The organism is Acinetobacter sp. SW-226 (assembly GCF_055632855.1).
Genome location: NZ_CM145752.1, coordinates 502,451 through 520,307, shown reverse-complemented (window position 1 = coordinate 520,307; position 17,857 = coordinate 502,451). Strand labels below are relative to the sequence as shown.

The window sequence follows — 17,857 nt, the reverse complement described above, 5'->3', positions numbered from 1 at the left end:
TTATCCTTGTGAACGTAGAATTTCGTTTTTCCTCTGCTACTTTCTTTTTCCACTGCTCTGCACGACGAGTTCGATCCGCTACTTGGCCCACCAACTGTCCGCAGGCAGCATCAATATCATCGCCACGCGTTTGACGAATCGTACACACAAATCCTGCATCAGACAAAGTTTTTTGGAAAGAAATAATGCGGTTGCGACTTGAACGACCATAAGGCGCATGTGGAAATGGATTAAACGGAATCAAATTAATTTTACTTGGTAAGTTCTTCAACAATTTAATCATCTGCTGCGCATGCTCAGGATGATCATTCACCCCATCCAACATCACATATTCAATCGTGACATGCTTACGTGCACTTTCATTGCCATCTTTGGCGATATAACGCTGACATGCTGCAATCAGTTGTGCCAATGGATATTTTTTATTGATTGGAACCAACTCATTCCGCAGTTCATCATTTGGTGCGTGTAAGGAGATTGCCAATGCAACATCAATATCTTGTGCCAATTGATCAATTTTCGGGACCACACCTGAAGTCGATAAGGTCACACGGCGTTTAGACATACCATAAGCAAAGTCATCTAGCATGATACGCATTGAGCTCAATACGGCATCATAGTTCAGTAATGGCTCGCCCATGCCCATCATCACCACGTTGGTTACCGAACGCTCACGCTCAGCTACAGGCACATCTTCCATATAAGAATAGTTTGCAACCCACAACTGACCAATAATTTCATCTGGGTTTAAGTCGCGCTGAAAACCTTGTTTACCCGTTGAACAGAATGAACAATCCAGTGCACAGCCGACTTGAGATGAGATACATAAAGTACGGCGTAAACCACTACGATGTTCAGCAGGAATCAATACGGTTTCAACCAAAGAGCCTTCGCCCTCACCGACACGAAAAACCCATTTACGGGTACCATCTTTAGAATAATTCTTATGTACCACTTCAGGTGCTTTAATTTCACACAACTTTTCAAGTTTTTCACGTAATTTACCTGAGATATTGGTCATCTCAGCAAAATCAGTCACAAAAAATTGGTGAATCCATTTCATCACCTGCCCTGCACGAAATTTTTTCTCTCCCAGATCTTCGAAGAATTTTTCAAGCTGCGGACGTGACATGCCAAGTAAGTTCACTTTCGCAACAGAATTTTGCTGTGCAGGAGCGGATGGAGATTGTTGCTGTTCAGCCGAAACTGTAGAGACAGCGACCACTTCAGTACTCATGTGTATTACCTAAACCATGTCTAACGATGAAAGGAGAAGCTCAATAAACGAGCAGAAATATATTCAGGGAATAAAAAAACCAGATAAGTATAATAACACTTATCTGGTTTGAATACTTCGAATTAACGAGTACGCGGAGCAATCTCAGTTTGAGCGAAGAAGTAGTTCACTTCACGATCAGCAGATGCTACAGAGTCAGAACCGTGAGCAGCGTTTTCGTCGATGCTTACAGCGAAGTCAGCGCGGATAGTGCCTGGAGCTGCTTCTTTAGGATTCGTTGCGCCAAGGATTTCGCGGTGAGCAAGAACTGCGTTTTCGCCTTCAAGCACTGAAACAACAACTGGACCAGAAGTCATGAACGCAACTAAGTCAGCAAAGAAACCACGTTCTTTGTGCTCTGCGTAGAAACCTTCAGCTTCAGCTTGAGTCAAGTGTTTCATTTTAGTTGCAACGATTTGAAGACCAGCTTTTTCAAAACGAGCAAAAATGTCACCGATGTGGTTTTTAGCAACTGCGTCTGGTTTTACGATAGATAAAGTACGTTCAATAGCCATGATTGGCTCCTTAAGTCAATGTAGACATGAAAATTTTGGCGCATTATACCGAGATAATGCACAATTATCTGCTTTTACTCTGTAAAAAGTTGCTTTTTTCGATGCACGGATTATCGTGCTTCGTCAATCCATGCCATCTGAATTGCCTCAAGCAACCCTTCAGTTGACTTGTTAGGATCATCACTAAAGTCTGGTAAGGCACACACCCACGCATGTAAATCTGTAAAACGAATCCACTGCGGATCGACATCTGGATGAGCTTCATAGAGCTCAATAGCAATATCAATAGTGTCCGACCAACGTAAGCCCATAGTGGCGTCTCATCACAATATAGAAGATGCTGTACTGTAGCAAACTCTGAAATTTAAGCGTTAGTCTGTTTTGTGCAAAACTGCACTTTTTTACAACACGATATTTAAAAGTGGTGCACTACAAATTAAAGCCACTGCTACAACCGCGCCAATTGCAGCCCCGACCAAAACATCACTTGGATAATGTAGCCCCAAAATCATCCGAGATGCAGCGACCAAAACAGTAAAAGGCAACATAAGGATCAATAAAATTGGCTGTACGAAACCTAGCAATGTACTCACCATCACCGCATGTAAGGTATGACCTGAAGGGAAACTAAAATGATCAAGCGGTCGCTCACCCATTCGAATCACCTGATGCACTTGATAAGGTCGTGGACGAATCGTTTTTATTTTTAGAACCTTATAAATCAAAGTACCGCATAGTGAACCCAAAACCAAATACACAATTTGCAGACTATAGACCAGACCTTGCAACAGCCAAGTTAAAGCCAACATGGTGTACCAAAAAACACCATCGCCCAATCGGCTGATTCGTTTGAAAAAATTGGCTACTGTCTGTGAATGGGAAAAATGATTAAGATAAACACAGCCCTTTAGATCTAAATCTAATATTCTTATTTTTGCAGTTTTAAGATTCATACCACTTCTCCTTAACAACAACGTTGAAAGTTCAGCTGGAAAATCATTGTTATGCCGACGATTTTAGCCCGTCTAAGGGATTTTATTACGCTTCATTTTAAAGGATATTTTTGACAGTTTGATGATCTTCACTAAACTCATCCATAAATACCCGCACTCATTTACAATTTTAACCACGAAGCGATGATGATGCTTTTAGACTCGCCACCTGATATAAAGCTTGCTCAAACTGTTTCACAGGATATTGCCAACCAACACTTTCAATATCTTGACGCGCTTGAGCTCCCATGGTTTTAAGTACAGTTTGCGCTGGCAACTGTATAATCGTTTGCATAAAATGTGCCACCTGTCCAAAAGGACTCAGCCAACCTGTTTTTCCATGTTGGACATATCGCTGCGGGCTTGCATAATTATACGCCACCACAGGTAAACCACTTGCCATCGCTTCAAGTACCACATTGCCAAAAGTTTCTATTTGGCTAGCAAAAACAAAAACATCCGCACTGGCATAGGCCTGAGCGAGTGACTGTCCTGTTAAGCTGCCTGTAAAAATCACATCTGAACCATTGGCCATCTCCGTTAAACGCTTACGATCCGGCCCATCCCCCACAATCACCATTTTAAATTTGCGTGATGACTGCTTCTTGATATTCAAATAACTTTGAATGAGCACATCCACCTCTTTTTCAGGAGATAAACGCCCTACATATAAAAGCACAGTGGTATTTGCATCTGCTTGCCAATACAGACGCATTTGTTCCGAGCGATGTTCTGGCTGAAAACGTATGGTATCTACCCCTCGTCCAACCTCAACCAAAGGACAGGTCACTCCAAAATCCTGAAGTTGATTTAAGGTGGTTTGACTCGGCACACAAGTGAGTACCGTATGGTTATGAAACCAACGAAGATAGCTTTCAATCGGCTTTACCAGCAAAGCTAAATCAAAAAAGCGACTAAAATCATGAAAAGTTGAATGAAAGCCACTAGATACTGGAATTTGATGCGCTTGAGCGGCATACAGTGCAGTCAATCCCAAAGGGCCTTCCGTTACAATATGCACGACATCTGGACTGAAACGCTCAATCGCCTTGCTGACTTTGACATACTGAGGCATGCCAAATTGCATCTCCGTATATTTTGGAATACTTTTCGCCCAGACCAAACACTCGTGTTCGGCCTGAAACTCTGTGCATATATTTTTTTGCATTGGGCGGATCAACTGAATGCGGTGCCCCTGTTTTTGCAAGCCTTTACATAATTGTAACAGTGAATTTGCGACACCATTGATTTCTGGTGACCATGTTTCAGTCACGATAGTAATTTTTAATTTAGGCTTAAGAGTTTCTTGAAGCAGGGAAAGCTCTTGCTGAAAATTTTGTTGATGTTGTTGTTTTAAATAAAACCGCTGTGGTTCGGGGAAATTGTGCTGTTTGAATAATTTTGTTGTCATTGAACCGATCATACTACACCAAACTTTTCTTATTTTAAGTAAAGCTTAACTGAACTATTTGACAGTTTGATGATTGAATGATGAAACTAATTTAACACTCCCCACGCAAAAAGATAGGCCACTTGGCCATATCTTTTATATATGAAGCATTACACTTCGTTTAAAACATTAAGTTAATATAAAGGTTATCTCGATAAACTCCAGCCGGCGTCAATGCCGTTGGTCGCTCCATCAATTGCACCAATACCACAAACTTACTTTGTGCAGTTGCAGGTTGTGAGATAGGACTATTCCAACGCGAAGCACTCGCACCCGAAATATTCATTTGCGTTCTTAGTTTATGATTTTTCTCATTCACTAAATAACTGCTACCCGTTGCATTCATTAAATTACGAGAATTAAACTTAATCGCATAATTACTATCGCATGCGACTGAAAAAGAAGTCGCAGCCTGACTTAGATAGGAAGAACTCAAATTCAGCTGGCTTGAGGTTAAGCGCTCAATTTGACACTGTTTTGCATAGGTCAAAGCTGATGCTCCTACACAAAACACGAATAAAACAACTCTCAGTTTCATGGCACTACTACTCCATCTATTTACAATGAAGATCCATTGCTGGTTGATTCTCTTCATTTACTGTATCTGTAATATTGAGTTCTGCTGAACAACTGCGCGCATCTTTGGTTTTAATCTGTATATTATATGTACCAGGAATCAAACCATAAAGCATGACACTACCATCAGTAGAAATCGGATAAACTTCCCCTTCACCATTATTATTAATATAAAGTTCAGAGCCTGGTGCAAAAGTATTATTATTACTGTCTAATGGTCTTATATTGACTTGTTTTGCATGAAAAACAGGAAAATCTATAATATAACCACGTTGGTTCAATGCTGTTAATTGTTTATTTGAATATTGTATTTTATCTTCCACAGGTAATTGATTTTGATCAAATGCAATATCATATTTTACATATGGAATAATATCATGAATAAACGCATAGCCTTTTTTATTGGTTTTATCAACATAAGTCAGTGACCTCAAAATATCAATATCCTGATAATCACCCACTTTAACCAATGTAAATGCATTGTCGACCATTTTAGTGAAACTGAGTTTATTACCTAACCAGACTACTGCACCTCGGTAGTTTAGTTGTGTTTCACGATCATCACGACCTTGAATATGATAGAAATCCAAATCACCCACGTCAGTTTTTACTACACCATTTGCATTAAACATCGTTTCATCATTACGACGATTGACCCCAACTGAATAGTCGAAACCAACCTGATTAGAGTCATATTTAACCAATTGAAGGTTGGTATTCTGATCTGCTGACTGACTAAAATAAACCGACTTATCATCAAAACTATAACTAAGTGACAGAATCCCGCCAGAATCCTTACGATCACCAAAAGCATTGAAATAACTTAAACCAAAGGAGACTCTACGTCCGAAATTTCGATTAAAGCCAATATTAATGACTTTCTGATCACTATTCGGAAAATCTGGGTCATCATAATATTTTTGTTCGGCATAATTAATATTAACATTCTGTAAATACGGCACATTACTCATACCAAAGTAAGCAAGATTTTCAAATTTTGGGTAATTAGAAGAAACCCCTAATTCATCTCCAAGAAATTTAAAATTCCTCTCTGTATATTTAGAACTTGCCCCCATTGAGAAACGGCCAAAGTCTTTACTTGCAGATAATCCATAAGAATAATTAAACTGGTTATCATCATCATGAGATGCAAGGACTACACTATCCAAAACAAAAATATTGCTAACAGCCTGCGTCCACATAAAGCCTACATTTTGTATATCTTTACTGTATGACAAGTTTGTTCCAAGCGTTGTAGAGTTTGTCAGTCCTTTTCGATAATAAGTATTTACAAAGAAATCACGATAATCACTACTGTCCATATTATAGTTATAACGTAATTTACCAACAGCAATACTATATTCATTCAAACCTGAGCGTAGCAGCCGATTGGTTACCATGATCGGAAAACTCTGCACACTTCGATTTCCAAGTACATCTTCAACGACAATTTGAGCATTACCTGCTTGTTGAATTTGCGCACCCATTAATAAATTATAATCACCAGGACTGACTTTCTGGCTGTATATATTTACTCCATTGATATACAAATCAACTGTGGAAGGAACCCGCGCACTGCCTTGTAAACTTGGCATATTCCAATAAATAAAGTTTGGTCTCTCGGTATAATTTGTTCCCCAATTCAATCCCGCAAAACGTAGAGAATTAATCAAGGGATTATAGGTTGTAGTGGTATCACCGATGGTTAACCGAGTCATATTTTTGGGAAATTCAAAATCAACACTACTACTGAGTCGCACCACACGTTCATCTGTAGGGGTGTTCTGGTATAGCATGGAGTTTTTCATGATCCAGTAATCTTTAAAAACCCCTAACTCCATCAAGCCACTATAAGAGTCATTATTATTGCTATTGGCATATACGAAATCATAATTAATAAAGCCACCAAAACTGGCCTTTTCAGGAATGATGTTATTGTTTAATGCATTAAAGTCCGTTTCAAAAAGTTCTGTTGGAATCGTGAGCTTAATGGATTGCGATGAATCATCAAAAGTTGACTGAACACCACTTGATGACACCAAGCAGAATTCTGGTCGCGAAGCTAAGGTTTTTAATTGCGCAGTTGAAATTTGACGTTCTGCCAGTACCTGACATTCAAGATAATATTGATCGCCCTGCTTTAATAAGGCGACATCTGTATGATGATCTAGATCATTAATCCAAAGGTTCGCAATATTTTCTTCCAGCACACCCTCACTGGCATTTACATTGAGTGCTAAAAAAAAATGAATAACGATCAGTATTTTTATTTTCGTATTCATTACACCCCCCACCTTGGACTAATCCGAGAATTTGAGTTCCACCATTTTATCGTTCTTATCTGTAAACAATTGAACGTAATAATTTTTAGGGTTTGTTATTCGTGTATTGTTTAGATCATAAGACATACTTTTATTTGCAAGCAAATAATTCATGGTTTCCGTTTTAAAAACTTCTTTTTTATTTGCATCTACAATTTTCAAATTTGCGATTTGAATATGCGATTTTGCATTATTTTTAACAATCAACTTATTATTTTCAACGTTGAAATTTAGTTTAACATCTTCCTGCTTGCCAACAAAGAGGGGTAAATTAAAGCTAACCAGAAAATTTACTGAAGATTCTTTTACAGCCTGTGGAATTTCATCAACAATCACACGCCATGTCCCTTCTTGTTGCCCTTCTAAAACCGACTCTACCGGACGATTAAAACCGACGCGAATGGTTTGCTTGCCATTGGCTTGTAAAATAAAATTCTTAGGGTTAATAATTAAACTATTGTCAGGCTCAAGCACATTCTCGCCATTGTCTTTTTGAGTCCACTTAAATGCTTTAACTTCAAAAATTCGCTTTTCTGTCTCATCTTTAGATTCTAGGGTTAATGTTGTTGTTCTTTGCTTTGCGGGATTTTGAATATACATTTGGACTGGGTCAACTGAAACACCAGCATGTGTTCCCGACATATACAGCATCGAAGACACTAAAATTGCTATTATTCTTTTCATGTTACACCCCTTATTATAATTTTAAAAAACCTAACCTGATACTGTGATCAAGTTAGGCTTAGTTTGACCAGATTAGTAGTAAACTTTAATTTTATAAGTATCGTTGTATGTACCCGCACGTTGGAAGGCACTTACTGCTGCATTTGTAACAGATACAGAGTATACATCATCAGCTAGACCATTGTGATTTGAGTTACCAAATGGAATCACACCACCGCCTGTTTTATTTGTAACAATTGTTGTTGGTACACGAACACTACCATCATCTTCATGTTTCACATAAGTGCTGGCACTTGTACCAGTGTTTGCTGTTTGAATGTTAAGCGTATAGTGGGTATTACTACGCACAGTGTAAGTTGAACTCTGAGTTCCGCCATTTTTATTCAACGTAATGGCACTACCACCGAGCACTTCACATTTTTTAGGAATTTCCAATTTAATTGGAATATCTTTTTCACAACCAAGTGAAGTACAGTTACCCCAATTATATCCGCCACCACCACGTGCTGCTTCGCCACCTTCATCATCAGCAAAAACTGCTGTTGAGCCAAGACCTAATGCAACTGCCATTAAAGATGTTTGAACTAACTTATTCATAGCCATTCTCCGGGACGTTTATTTTTAAAACCTGATTAATTGTTATGGTTACCCTTAATCAAAACTGGGCCTTTCTTGGCTACCAAGCTTTTTGTTAAGCGTGTTTTAATTGTAGTTATTCTGAACAAAAAACCACCTATACACCCCTTTTCACTCAAAAAGACAACAAGTACGCATTTTTAAAAAAAGTAAATTTAAATAACTATTTTTATTTATTTTTTTATATATCCTATATTTTTGAAGTCCCAAAAAATAGTTACACAACTTTCAGGGATGCACTTTTTTTGTGCATTTTAATATTTAAAATAGTTCCCTGTTTTATATTGGAAATTTATGACATTTTAGTTTTACATTTCATTACATCTTCGATTGAATAATTTCTTATTTTGCTGAAAATTTCATTTTTCATTCTTTTTTTAGTTGAATTTTCAACTATTTTATACATTTATAGCGATTACTTCATGAAAACCGAAAGTTTATTCACATCCTATTTACCCAGTTCTAGGGATTGAATAAGATGACCAAAACCTCACTTTCAAACTTAAAAATTACATGAATGTGCGTTTTAGAAAACTTAAACCGACACTTCAAACCTAAATGTAATCTCAAGTACTCTTTTCTAGGATTTTCTTTATGAAAAATAAAATCCACAAAAACATTATTAATCCAATAATTTTATAAAGAATATTGAACTAAGATATAGCCACAAAAACAGATCATTCATTTGTGGTTTTTCTATTGGAACTCCCCCCTAAGCACCCTCTTTTAGTGCTAAAACCATAGTGATGGCTCTATTTTTAGCATTGTAAGCTACTGCGACACCGTCACTAGAACAACCAATACTCAACGCATAGCAGAAAAATCTTGTAAAAACAAAGTTTTTAAAAATTAAACTAAAATTTAGTTTAATCTTTATCTACGATTTTGTTCGCTTGAATCCAAGGTACAAAAAAAGATAAAAGCACTGCTTTTATCTTGTTGAGGTACCTAAGCTTAAACATAAAAAAACCCACTCAAATAGAGTGGGTCTTCGCATTCAAATCAATTGATTCAAGAAATTAGTTCTTTTCTTTATCTACGATTTTGTTTGCTTGAATCCAAGGCATCATCGCACGTAACTTACCACCAGTTACTTCAATACCATGTGCTGCATTTTGACGACGACGAGCAGTCATAGATGGGTAGTTCAACGCACCTTCTTGAATGAACATCTTCGCATATTCACCAGATTGGATACGTTTAAGTGCATTACGCATCGCTTCACGAGACTGTTCGTTGATTACTTCAACACCAGTTACGTATTCGCCATATTCAGCATTGTTCGATACTGAATAGTTCATGTCTGCAATACCACCTTCGAACATCAAGTCAACAATCAACTTAAGTTCGTGTAAGCATTCGAAGTAAGCCATTTCAGGTGCATAACCTGCTTCAACCAAAGTTTCGAAGCCCATTTTCACAAGCTCTACTGCACCACCACAAAGAACTGCTTGCTCACCAAATAGGTCAGTTTCAGTTTCTTCACGGAATGAAGTTTCGATGATACCTGTACGACCACCACCTACGCCTGAAGCATAAGAAAGTGCTACGTTGCGTGCATTACCAGATGCATCTTGGTGAATCGCGATTAAGTCAGGAACACCTGAACCACGTTGGTATTCAGAACGTACTGTATGACCTGGTGCTTTTGGCGCAACCATGATCACATCTAAATCAGCACGTGGAACAACTTGGTTATAAAGAACAGAGAAACCATGAGCAAATGCTAATGTTGCACCTTCTTTGATATTTGGCTCGATCACGTCACGATAAAGTTGTGATTGGAACTCATCTGGAGTCAAGATCATCACTACATCAGCTTGCGCTACAGCCGCAGGAACTTCCAGCAACTTTAAGACCCGAATTTTCAGCTTTTTTCCAAGAAGTAGAACCAGCGCGTAAACCTACAGTTACGTCTACACCAGAATCTTTAAGGTTAAGCGCATGCGCGTGACCTTGCGAACCGTAACCAATGATCGCTACTTTCTTAGATTGGATGATAGATAAGTCGCAGTCTTTATCGTAAAAAATTTGCATTGCTGTCTCCGCTAAAATGCTTTGTATTCTGTAATTTCACCAAGAGTTTATTTTTTGATGAAATCCTCCTTTTGATCAAAAGGAGGTTGAATCGTGTTAATTAATTAAATGGTTAAAACTTTTTCGCCACGCGCGATGCCTGAAACACCAGAACGTACAACTTCAAGAATGGTATTCTCTGCTAATGCATCAATAAAACCATCAATTTTTTCAGTCGTACCCGCGATTTGAATGGTATAAGTCGTTGGGGTAACATCCACGATTTGCGCACGAAAAATGTCCGCAGTTCGTTTAATTTCAGCACGTGCCGAGCCAAGTGATTTGACCTTAATCAACATCAATTCACGCTCAATATGCGCACCTTCAGACAGATCAACCACTTTTACAACTTCAACCAATTTGTTGAGTTGCTTCGTGATTTGTTCAATTTTATGGTCATCACCATAAGTCGTTAGAGTCAAACGAGATAAAGTCGGATCTTCGGTTGGCGCAACGTTTAAGGTCTCAATGTTATAACCACGTTGAGAAAATAAACCCACCAAACGAGAAAGCGCACCAGCTTCGTTTTCTACAAGTACAGAGATAATGTGTCTCATGACGTGCGCTCCCCTTTACCTAACCACATATCTTGCATTGACTGACCTGCGATAAGCATTGGATAAACATGCTCGGTACGGTCAACCATAACGTTGATGAATACACATTTATCGTTGATTGCCATTGCTTCTGCAAGCTTAGACTCAAGCTCATCGGCATGGTTAATCTGAATACCTACATGACCATACGCTTCCATCAATTTAGGGAAGTCAGGCAATGAATCTACATAAGAACTCGAATGACGTCCTTCATAGTTCATATCTTGCCACTGCTTTACCATCCCTAAAGCTTGGTTATTCAAGCAGAGGATTTTTACGTTAAGGTCATATTGCTTACACGTCGAAAGCTCTTGGATACACATCTGGATGGATGCTTCACCTGTGATACATACTACTTGTTGGTCTGGGAAAGCTAATTTCGCAGCCATCGCGTAAGGTAAGCCCACACCCATGGTGCCAAGACCACCTGAATTAATCCATTGACGTGGACGCTTATACTTGTAGTAGTTTGCACCAAACATTTGGTGCTGACCTACGTCAGAAGTAATGATTGCTTCACCATTGGTGATTTTATCCAACGCTTCGACCACTTGCTGTGGCTTCATTGAACCATCAGTCGGTTTGTCATATTTCAAACCATGAACTTTACGCCATTCATTGATTTGTGCCCACCACGCGGCAATGTCTTCAGGATTTGGTTTAGACACATTCATCTGCTTGAGCTGTGTCAACATTTCTTGAAGAACAGGTTCTACCGCACCCACGATTGGGATATGCGCCATGATGGTTTTTGAAATCGTCGCAGGGTCGATATCAATATGAATCACTTTTGCATTTGGACAGAATTTTGCAGGATTGTTGGTTACACGGTCATCGAAACGCGCGCCAATACACAAAATCACATCGGCATTGTGCATGGTCATATTGGCTTCATACGTACCATGCATACCCAACATACCAATTGAACTGTGGATCATTGCCTGGAAAGGCACCCAGACCCATCAAAGTATTGGTCACTGGGTAGCCTAGAATATGCGCCAACTCAGTCAACTGTTCTGATGCATTACCTTGTACAACACCACCACCTGTATAAATTACAGGGCGTTTTGCGTGAATTAGCTCTTCAATGGCTTTACGAATTTGACCTGAGTGACCACGATGCGGTGGTTGATACGAACGCATCTTCACTTTTTCTGGGTATTCGTAAGCAAACTTTTCAGCAGGATTAGTTGCATCTTTAGGAATATCAACCACCACAGGACCTGGACGGCCTGAAGATGCGATATAAAAAGCCTTCTTAATAATCGAAGGAATTTCGCTGGCATGGCGCACTTGGAAACTATGTTTTACGATCGGGCGAGAAATACCGACCATATCTGTTTCTTGGAATGCATCTTCACCAATTAAATGTGACGCAACCTGACCTGACAAAATCACCATTGGGATTGAGTCCATATAAGCCGTTGCAATTGGAGTCACAGTATTGGTTGCACCCGGACCTGAAGTCACGAGCACCACACCCGTCTTACCTGTTACGCGCGAGTAAGCATCGGCCATATGACCAGCAGCTTGTTCATGGCGCACGAGGTAATGATTGATTTTGTCTTGTTGAAAGAACGCGTCGTAGATATGTAAAACTGCGCCGCCTGGGTATCCAAATACATGTTCAACGCCTTCGTCCGCCAATGCGCGAACGAGCATTTCACCACCAGATAAAAGTTCCAACGTGATTCACCCTAATCTTTTATCACTGCAATGGTGGGAGGCACCAGCAGTGTTTCATTCATTGATTGTCTGCACTGTTATAGCACACATATTTCTTAGTTTTCATAGCAATAGGAAAAAATTCTGATCTGTATGCTGTTTGAGCACTATGAGATCTAAAATGTGTTGGGATAAACACATTTTTTTTACTTTGTTCACGGTCTCGGCTAGAAAGCGTGTCCATTGCATGAAATGACACTTTATCGAAGGGTGATCGAGTAAAGGCATATAAAACTAAAGACAGCATTTTTAGGAGTTTCGTGACTAATGTCAAGTTTAAAAATTAGCTTTTTTTTGTTTATTTACAGACCGTTTATTTTTTATGCACCTTGATCAAAGAAACGAGGAAAGTTTTTCTTTATTTTTTAAAGTTCAAACCCATGATTTTCTATTGCTCTGAATTTATTAATAAAAAAAGGTCATGAAATCCATAAATAAGTTTAATAATAGGCAGAGTAAAACTTGAAGTGCGACATAAACCACCTAATTAATTTAAAGGGTTTATGGAGTATATAAAATTGTCATACCATCATCTTAACTTTGAAGATCGTACTGCATTAATGCTTGAGTCAAGAAAAGAAGGCTTTTCAGCCAGAAAATTTGCTGAACTTATTAAAAGACATCCTAGTACGATCTATCGTGAGCTTAAAAGAAATAGCATCAATGACGTTTATCAAGCTCAATATGCTTCTGATAACACTTTTGCTAGACGTAGACGTGGTCACAGAAAACTCAAAATCGATTCAATCCTCTGGAAATTTATTGTTGAAGCGATCCGTTGTTTATGGTCTCCTCAGCAAATAGCAAAGCGTTTAAAGACATTTCCTGATTTGGATCAAACAATGAATGTAAGCCATACAACGATTTATTCAACGATACGAGCATTACCCAAGGGTGAGTTGAAAAAAGACTTATTATCCTGTCTACGTCATGAAAATAAAAAGCGAAAAGCTAACGGTGAACCTAAAAAAGATTCTATATTACAGGATATTAAAACTATTCATGAGCGCCCAGCCGAAGTTCAAGAAAGAAAAATACCGGGTCATTGGGAAGCTGATTTAATTAAAGGTAAAGACAATAAAAGTTCGATAGCAACACTTATTGAACGAAATACACGGCTCTGTATCTTGGCAACATTACCTGATGCAAAGGCAGAATCAGTGCGCAAGGCTTTAACTGAAGCTCTGAAATATTTACCTGCAGAACTGCGTAAAACGTTGACCTATGACCGTGGACGTGAGATGTCAGAACATAAAATACTCGAAGAAGATTTAGGCATAGATGTATATTTCTGTGACCCACATTCACCCTGGCAAAAAGGCACATGCGAAAATATGAATGGTTTAATTAGGCAATATTTACCTAAAGGGATTGATTTAAATCAGGCAGATCAGCATTATTTAAATCAAGTTGCCATGTCACTGAATACTCGTCCTAGAAAGGCGTTAGATTGGCTTACACCATTAGAGAAATTTGCTCAGCTTGTTGATTATCATATGGCTTTTGAAACTGTCGCACCTCATGTTTGAATTCGCCATACCTTTGCTTTAAAACTATTTCGGCACTTTGCATATTAAGTTTTTAGGCTTAAACCCATTTTTATATACAGATTTTTATAAGTTTATTCTTCTTTCTAACTGCCTAACTGTGCCAGAACACATATATTGTGATGTCAATTGAGTATTACAGCTAAAAAACACAAAAAAACTTAGATGAAAAGACAGGCCAAACAATTTTTATTGTTCAAAAATAAGCATAAAATAGCCATAACGATAAACCCAATCAAATCGAATGATTAGGGATATAAAAAGGACAATCGCAGATGAGTTTTCCGTTTACAAAAATGCTTTTAGGTTTGGCTTGCATGGGGCTAACCGTGGTGACTACACAAAGCTTTGCCAAAACCTATTATAAGTGGGTGGACAGCCAAGGTTCGACACATTACACCACCACGCCACCACCCAAAACAGCAAAGAAGCAAGGTAAAATAGATACTTATGGTTGGAAGAACTCGCCTCAACAGACGACAACAGAAGCACCGACCCCAAGCAATGTCCCGAGTCCTACACCAGCAATACCAGATGCTGTACCCACTGTAACCCCCGCAGCACCCGTGGAATTCGAAAACCAACAACGCGACGCCAATAAAGCATTACAAAAAGGGCAACGGGCTCAACCTGCGATTTAAACAACTCATACAGTTTCAGCTATATTTTCAACTTCTTTAATTTCCTGCACAAATCATGGTGCAAAATTCACTTTTAGGTGCATTTTGCGCTATGCTGTGCAACAAACTTTTTTTAATCATTGTTCTTAACATACGTATATGACTACTCACATTGACCCCGAATATCAAGCGAGCGCGATTGAACCTACCGTCCAACAAGACTGGGAAGCTCGTAAAGCCTTTAAAGTTGCAGACACTGTAGAAGGTCCACGTCGTTATATCCTCTCGATGTTCCCTTACCCAAGTGGCAAACTGCATATGGGTCATGTGCGTAACTATACCATTGGCGATGTGATTAGCCGTTTCCACCGTCTCAAAGGGGAAACTGTACTGCAACCTATGGGTTGGGATGCATTTGGTCTACCTGCTGAAAACGCTGCGATTGCCCATCAAGTTGCGCCAGCAAAATGGACTTTTGAAAACATCGCATATATGCGTGATCAGTTAAAAAATTGGGGCTTTCTGTCGATTGGGATCGTGAGTTTGCGACCTGTACCCCTGAATATTACCGCTGGGAACAGTGGTTGTTCGTACAACTGTACAAAAAAGGCTTGATCTATCGTAAGCTTTCAACTGTGAACTGGGACCCTGTAGACCAGACAGTTTTAGCCAATGAACAAGTTGAAAATGGTCGTGGTTGGCGTTCAGGTGCATTGGTTGAAAAACGTGATATTCCAATGTACTACTTCCGCATCACCGACTATGCACAAGAATTATTAGACGATTTAGATACCTTAAAAGACGGTTGGCCACAGCAAGTCTTGACCATGCAACGTAACTGGATTGGTCGTTCAACGGGGATGGAAATCACCTTCCCTTCTGCCAATACTGAAATCTACGCAGATGGTTTAACCGTTTACACCACGCGTGCTGATACCTTAATGGGTGTGACTTATGTTGCCGTTGCAGCAGAACACCCTATGGCACTGAAAGCGGCTGCCGTCCAATCAGAAGCGGGCAATCCTGAACTTGCTGCATTTATTGAAGAATGCCGTATGGGTTCAGTCGCAGAAGCTGATTTAGCTACTGCTGAAAAGAAAGGGATGGCAACAGGTCTGTCTGTGAAGCACCCTGTGACAGGTGAAGACTTACCTGTTTGGATTGCGAACTATGTGTTGATGTCATACGGCTCAGGTGCTGTGATGGCAGTGCCTGCACATGACGAACGCGACTTTGAATTTGCCAATAAATTTAACTTGCCAATCAAGCAAGTGATTGATGCCAAAGGCGCTGATGATGCTGAATACTCAGCAACTGAATGGCAAGAATGGTACGGTTCTAAAGATGGCAAATTGGTGAATTCTGGCGAGTTTGATGGTTTGGAATTCCAAGCTGCGTTTGATGCTTTCCTTGCAAAATTAGAACCACAAACTTTAGCGAATGCTAAGGTTCAATTCCGTTTACGTGACTGGGGTGTATCTCGTCAACGTTACTGGGGTTGCCCAATTCCAATGATCAACTGTGAAAAGTGTGGTCAAGTCACCGTACCAGAAGATCAATTGCCAGTGGTATTACCAACTGACGTCGTACCAGATGGTTCTGGTAATCCATTGAACAAGATGCCAGAGTTCTACGAAACCAAGTGCCCTAACTGTGGTGGCGATGCGCGTCGTGAAACCGATACTTTAGATACCTTTGTAGAATCATCTTGGTACTATGCACGTTATGCCTCTCCAGACTTTACTGGCGGTATGGTTGATCCTGCTGCGAGTCAAACATGGCTTCCTGTAAACCAATATATCGGTGGTGTTGAACACGCGATTCTGCACTTACTTTATGCACGCTTCTTCCACAAATTGATGCGTGATGAAGGTGTAGTACAAGGCAATGAACCATTTACCAACCTGTTGACTCAAGGTATGGTTTTGGCAGACACGTATTACCGTGAAGCTGAATCAGGCAAGAAAACTTGGTTTAACCCTGCGGATATCGACCTCGAACGTGATGAAAAAGGTCGTATTCTGTCTGCGAAATACCAAGGTGACGGTCAAGAAGTCATTGTTGGTGGCCAAGAGAAAATGTCGAAATCGAAAAATAACGGTATCGACCCACAAGCTATTATTGATCAGTACGGTGCAGATACAGCACGTGTCTTCATGATGTTCGCTGCCCCACCAGATCAATCATTAGAATGGTCAGATGCAGGTGTGGAAGGTGCAAACCGTTTCTTGAAACGTGTCTGGCGTTTGGTTGCAAACTTCCTTGAGAAAGACAATACCGCATCTAGCATTGATACAACGCAATTATCTACCGAAGCCCAAGATTTACGTCGTAAAACGCATGAAACCATCCAAAAAGTGGGTGATGACATTGAACGCCGCCATGCCTTTAACACAGCCATTGCAGCAATGATGGAACTGTTAAATGCCAACAACAAGTTTGAAGCGAAAACTGATAACGATGTTGCTGTTGCACGTGAATCAATCACGACTCTATTAACCTTACTTGCGCCATTTGCACCGCACTTGAGTCAAACGCTATTGGCTGAATTCGGGTTGGATTTAACCACTGTATTATTCCCGACTGCAGATGAATCTGCACTGGTACGAAATACACAAACGATCGTGGTTCAGGTCAACGGTAAACTTCGTGGTAAATTAGAAGTGTCTGTCGATGTATCGAAAGATGATTTACTTGCTTTAGCTAAAGCCTTGCCAGAAGTTCAACAATTCTTGACGGGTCCAACCAAGAAAGAAATTGTGGTACCCAATAAATTAGTAAATTTGGTGGTTTAAAGCCTTTGAGCCTCCCTTTTATAAAGGGAGGCTTGGTGGGATTTTATT

11 protein-coding genes and 4 pseudogenes are annotated in these 17,857 nt (G+C 39.6%); 3 read left to right on the top strand and 12 right to left on the bottom strand.

Annotated features, from left to right (window positions below; genetic code table 11):
- The 12 genes and pseudogenes from rlmN to ACZ8ZH_RS02480 all read right to left on the bottom strand — a co-directional run bounded on the left by rlmN (window position 1) and on the right by ACZ8ZH_RS02480 (window position 12,808).
- Window positions 1–1,237 (bottom strand): annotated as a pseudogene (gene rlmN, locus ACZ8ZH_RS02535) (dual-specificity RNA methyltransferase RlmN).
- 122 nt (window positions 1,238–1,359) lie between these two features.
- A complete protein-coding gene (ndk, locus tag ACZ8ZH_RS02530) occupies window positions 1,360–1,791 on the bottom strand; it encodes a nucleoside-diphosphate kinase (protein WP_004697669.1) in 432 nt (143 codons plus the stop codon).
- A 110-nt stretch (window positions 1,792–1,901) separates the two neighbouring features.
- Complete coding sequence (gene iscX / locus ACZ8ZH_RS02525) at window positions 1,902–2,102, bottom strand: Fe-S cluster assembly protein IscX (protein ID WP_086210456.1); 201 nt, start codon at window positions 2,100–2,102, stop codon at window positions 1,902–1,904.
- Window positions 2,103–2,192: 90 nt separating this feature from the next.
- Window positions 2,193–2,744, bottom strand: a complete 552-nt coding sequence (locus ACZ8ZH_RS02520) for a phosphatase PAP2 family protein (protein ID WP_086210457.1) — start codon at window positions 2,742–2,744, stop codon at window positions 2,193–2,195.
- Window positions 2,745–2,913: 169 nt separating this feature from the next.
- Window positions 2,914–4,206 (bottom strand): glycosyltransferase family 4 protein, encoded by a 1,293-nt coding sequence (locus tag ACZ8ZH_RS02515; protein ID WP_086210458.1) that lies wholly within the window; start codon window positions 4,204–4,206, stop codon window positions 2,914–2,916.
- A gap of 148 nt (window positions 4,207–4,354) precedes the next feature.
- Window positions 4,355–4,771 (bottom strand): hypothetical protein, encoded by a 417-nt coding sequence (locus ACZ8ZH_RS02510; protein ID WP_086210459.1) that lies wholly within the window; start codon window positions 4,769–4,771, stop codon window positions 4,355–4,357.
- Window positions 4,772–4,787: 16 nt separating this feature from the next.
- Window positions 4,788–7,091 carry a fimbria/pilus outer membrane usher protein gene (locus tag ACZ8ZH_RS02505; RefSeq protein ID WP_119064696.1) on the bottom strand — a complete coding sequence of 768 codons (2,304 nt, stop codon included), beginning with the start codon at window positions 7,089–7,091 and terminating at the stop codon, window positions 4,788–4,790.
- 18 nt (window positions 7,092–7,109) lie between these two features.
- On the bottom strand, window positions 7,110–7,814 hold the full coding sequence (locus ACZ8ZH_RS02500; protein ID WP_086210461.1) for a fimbrial biogenesis chaperone: 705 nt from the start codon (window positions 7,812–7,814) through the stop codon (window positions 7,110–7,112).
- 72 nt (window positions 7,815–7,886) lie between these two features.
- Window positions 7,887–8,411 carry a hypothetical protein gene (locus ACZ8ZH_RS02495; protein ID WP_086210462.1) on the bottom strand — a complete coding sequence of 175 codons (525 nt, stop codon included), beginning with the start codon at window positions 8,409–8,411 and terminating at the stop codon, window positions 7,887–7,889.
- A 1,058-nt stretch (window positions 8,412–9,469) separates the two neighbouring features.
- A pseudogene (gene ilvC / locus ACZ8ZH_RS02490) lies at window positions 9,470–10,487 on the bottom strand (ketol-acid reductoisomerase).
- Window positions 10,488–10,591: 104 nt separating this feature from the next.
- Window positions 10,592–11,083: an acetolactate synthase small subunit gene (gene ilvN / locus ACZ8ZH_RS02485; protein ID WP_004697653.1), complete on the bottom strand. Its 492-nt coding sequence runs from the start codon at window positions 11,081–11,083 to the stop codon at window positions 10,592–10,594.
- Window positions 11,080–12,808, bottom strand: a pseudogene (locus ACZ8ZH_RS02480) (acetolactate synthase 3 large subunit). The gene ilvN and the pseudogene ACZ8ZH_RS02480 overlap by 4 nt, the downstream one beginning before the upstream one ends.
- Before the next feature lie 542 nt (window positions 12,809–13,350).
- Here ACZ8ZH_RS02480 and ACZ8ZH_RS02475 point away from each other — a divergent pair.
- The 3 genes and pseudogenes from ACZ8ZH_RS02475 (at window position 13,351) to leuS (ending at window position 17,809) form a co-directional block, all read left to right on the top strand.
- Window positions 13,351–14,376, top strand: a complete 1,026-nt coding sequence (locus ACZ8ZH_RS02475; RefSeq protein ID WP_001988464.1) for an IS30-like element ISAba125 family transposase — start codon at window positions 13,351–13,353, stop codon at window positions 14,374–14,376.
- Window positions 14,377–14,690: 314 nt separating this feature from the next.
- Window positions 14,691–15,035 carry a DUF4124 domain-containing protein gene (locus ACZ8ZH_RS02470; protein ID WP_086210493.1) on the top strand — a complete coding sequence of 115 codons (345 nt, stop codon included), beginning with the start codon at window positions 14,691–14,693 and terminating at the stop codon, window positions 15,033–15,035.
- A gap of 138 nt (window positions 15,036–15,173) precedes the next feature.
- A pseudogene (gene leuS / locus ACZ8ZH_RS02465) lies at window positions 15,174–17,809 on the top strand (leucine--tRNA ligase).
- Window positions 17,810–17,857: the final 48 nt, after the last annotated feature.

Bases quoted from the DNA above. Each gene is read 5' to 3' on its own strand.
- ndk (WP_004697669.1), bottom strand. From the start codon at position 1,791: ATGGCTATTGAACGTACTTTATCTATCGTAAAACCAGACGCAGTTGCT.
- iscX (WP_086210456.1), bottom strand. From the start codon at position 2,102: ATGGGCTTACGTTGGTCGGACACTATTGATATTGCTATTGAGCTCTAT.
- ACZ8ZH_RS02520 (WP_086210457.1), bottom strand. From the start codon at position 2,744: ATGAATCTTAAAACTGCAAAAATAAGAATATTAGATTTAGATCTAAAG.
- ACZ8ZH_RS02515 (WP_086210458.1), bottom strand. From the start codon at position 4,206: ATGATCGGTTCAATGACAACAAAATTATTCAAACAGCACAATTTCCCC.
- ACZ8ZH_RS02510 (WP_086210459.1), bottom strand. From the start codon at position 4,771: ATGAAACTGAGAGTTGTTTTATTCGTGTTTTGTGTAGGAGCATCAGCT.
- ACZ8ZH_RS02505 (WP_119064696.1), bottom strand. From the start codon at position 7,091: ATGAATACGAAAATAAAAATACTGATCGTTATTCATTTTTTTTTAGCA.
- ACZ8ZH_RS02500 (WP_086210461.1), bottom strand. From the start codon at position 7,814: ATGAAAAGAATAATAGCAATTTTAGTGTCTTCGATGCTGTATATGTCG.
- ACZ8ZH_RS02495 (WP_086210462.1), bottom strand. From the start codon at position 8,411: ATGAATAAGTTAGTTCAAACATCTTTAATGGCAGTTGCATTAGGTCTT.
- ilvN (WP_004697653.1), bottom strand. From the start codon at position 11,083: ATGAGACACATTATCTCTGTACTTGTAGAAAACGAAGCTGGTGCGCTT.
- ACZ8ZH_RS02475 (WP_001988464.1), top strand. From the start codon at position 13,351: ATGGAGTATATAAAATTGTCATACCATCATCTTAACTTTGAAGATCGT.
- ACZ8ZH_RS02470 (WP_086210493.1), top strand. From the start codon at position 14,691: ATGCTTTTAGGTTTGGCTTGCATGGGGCTAACCGTGGTGACTACACAA.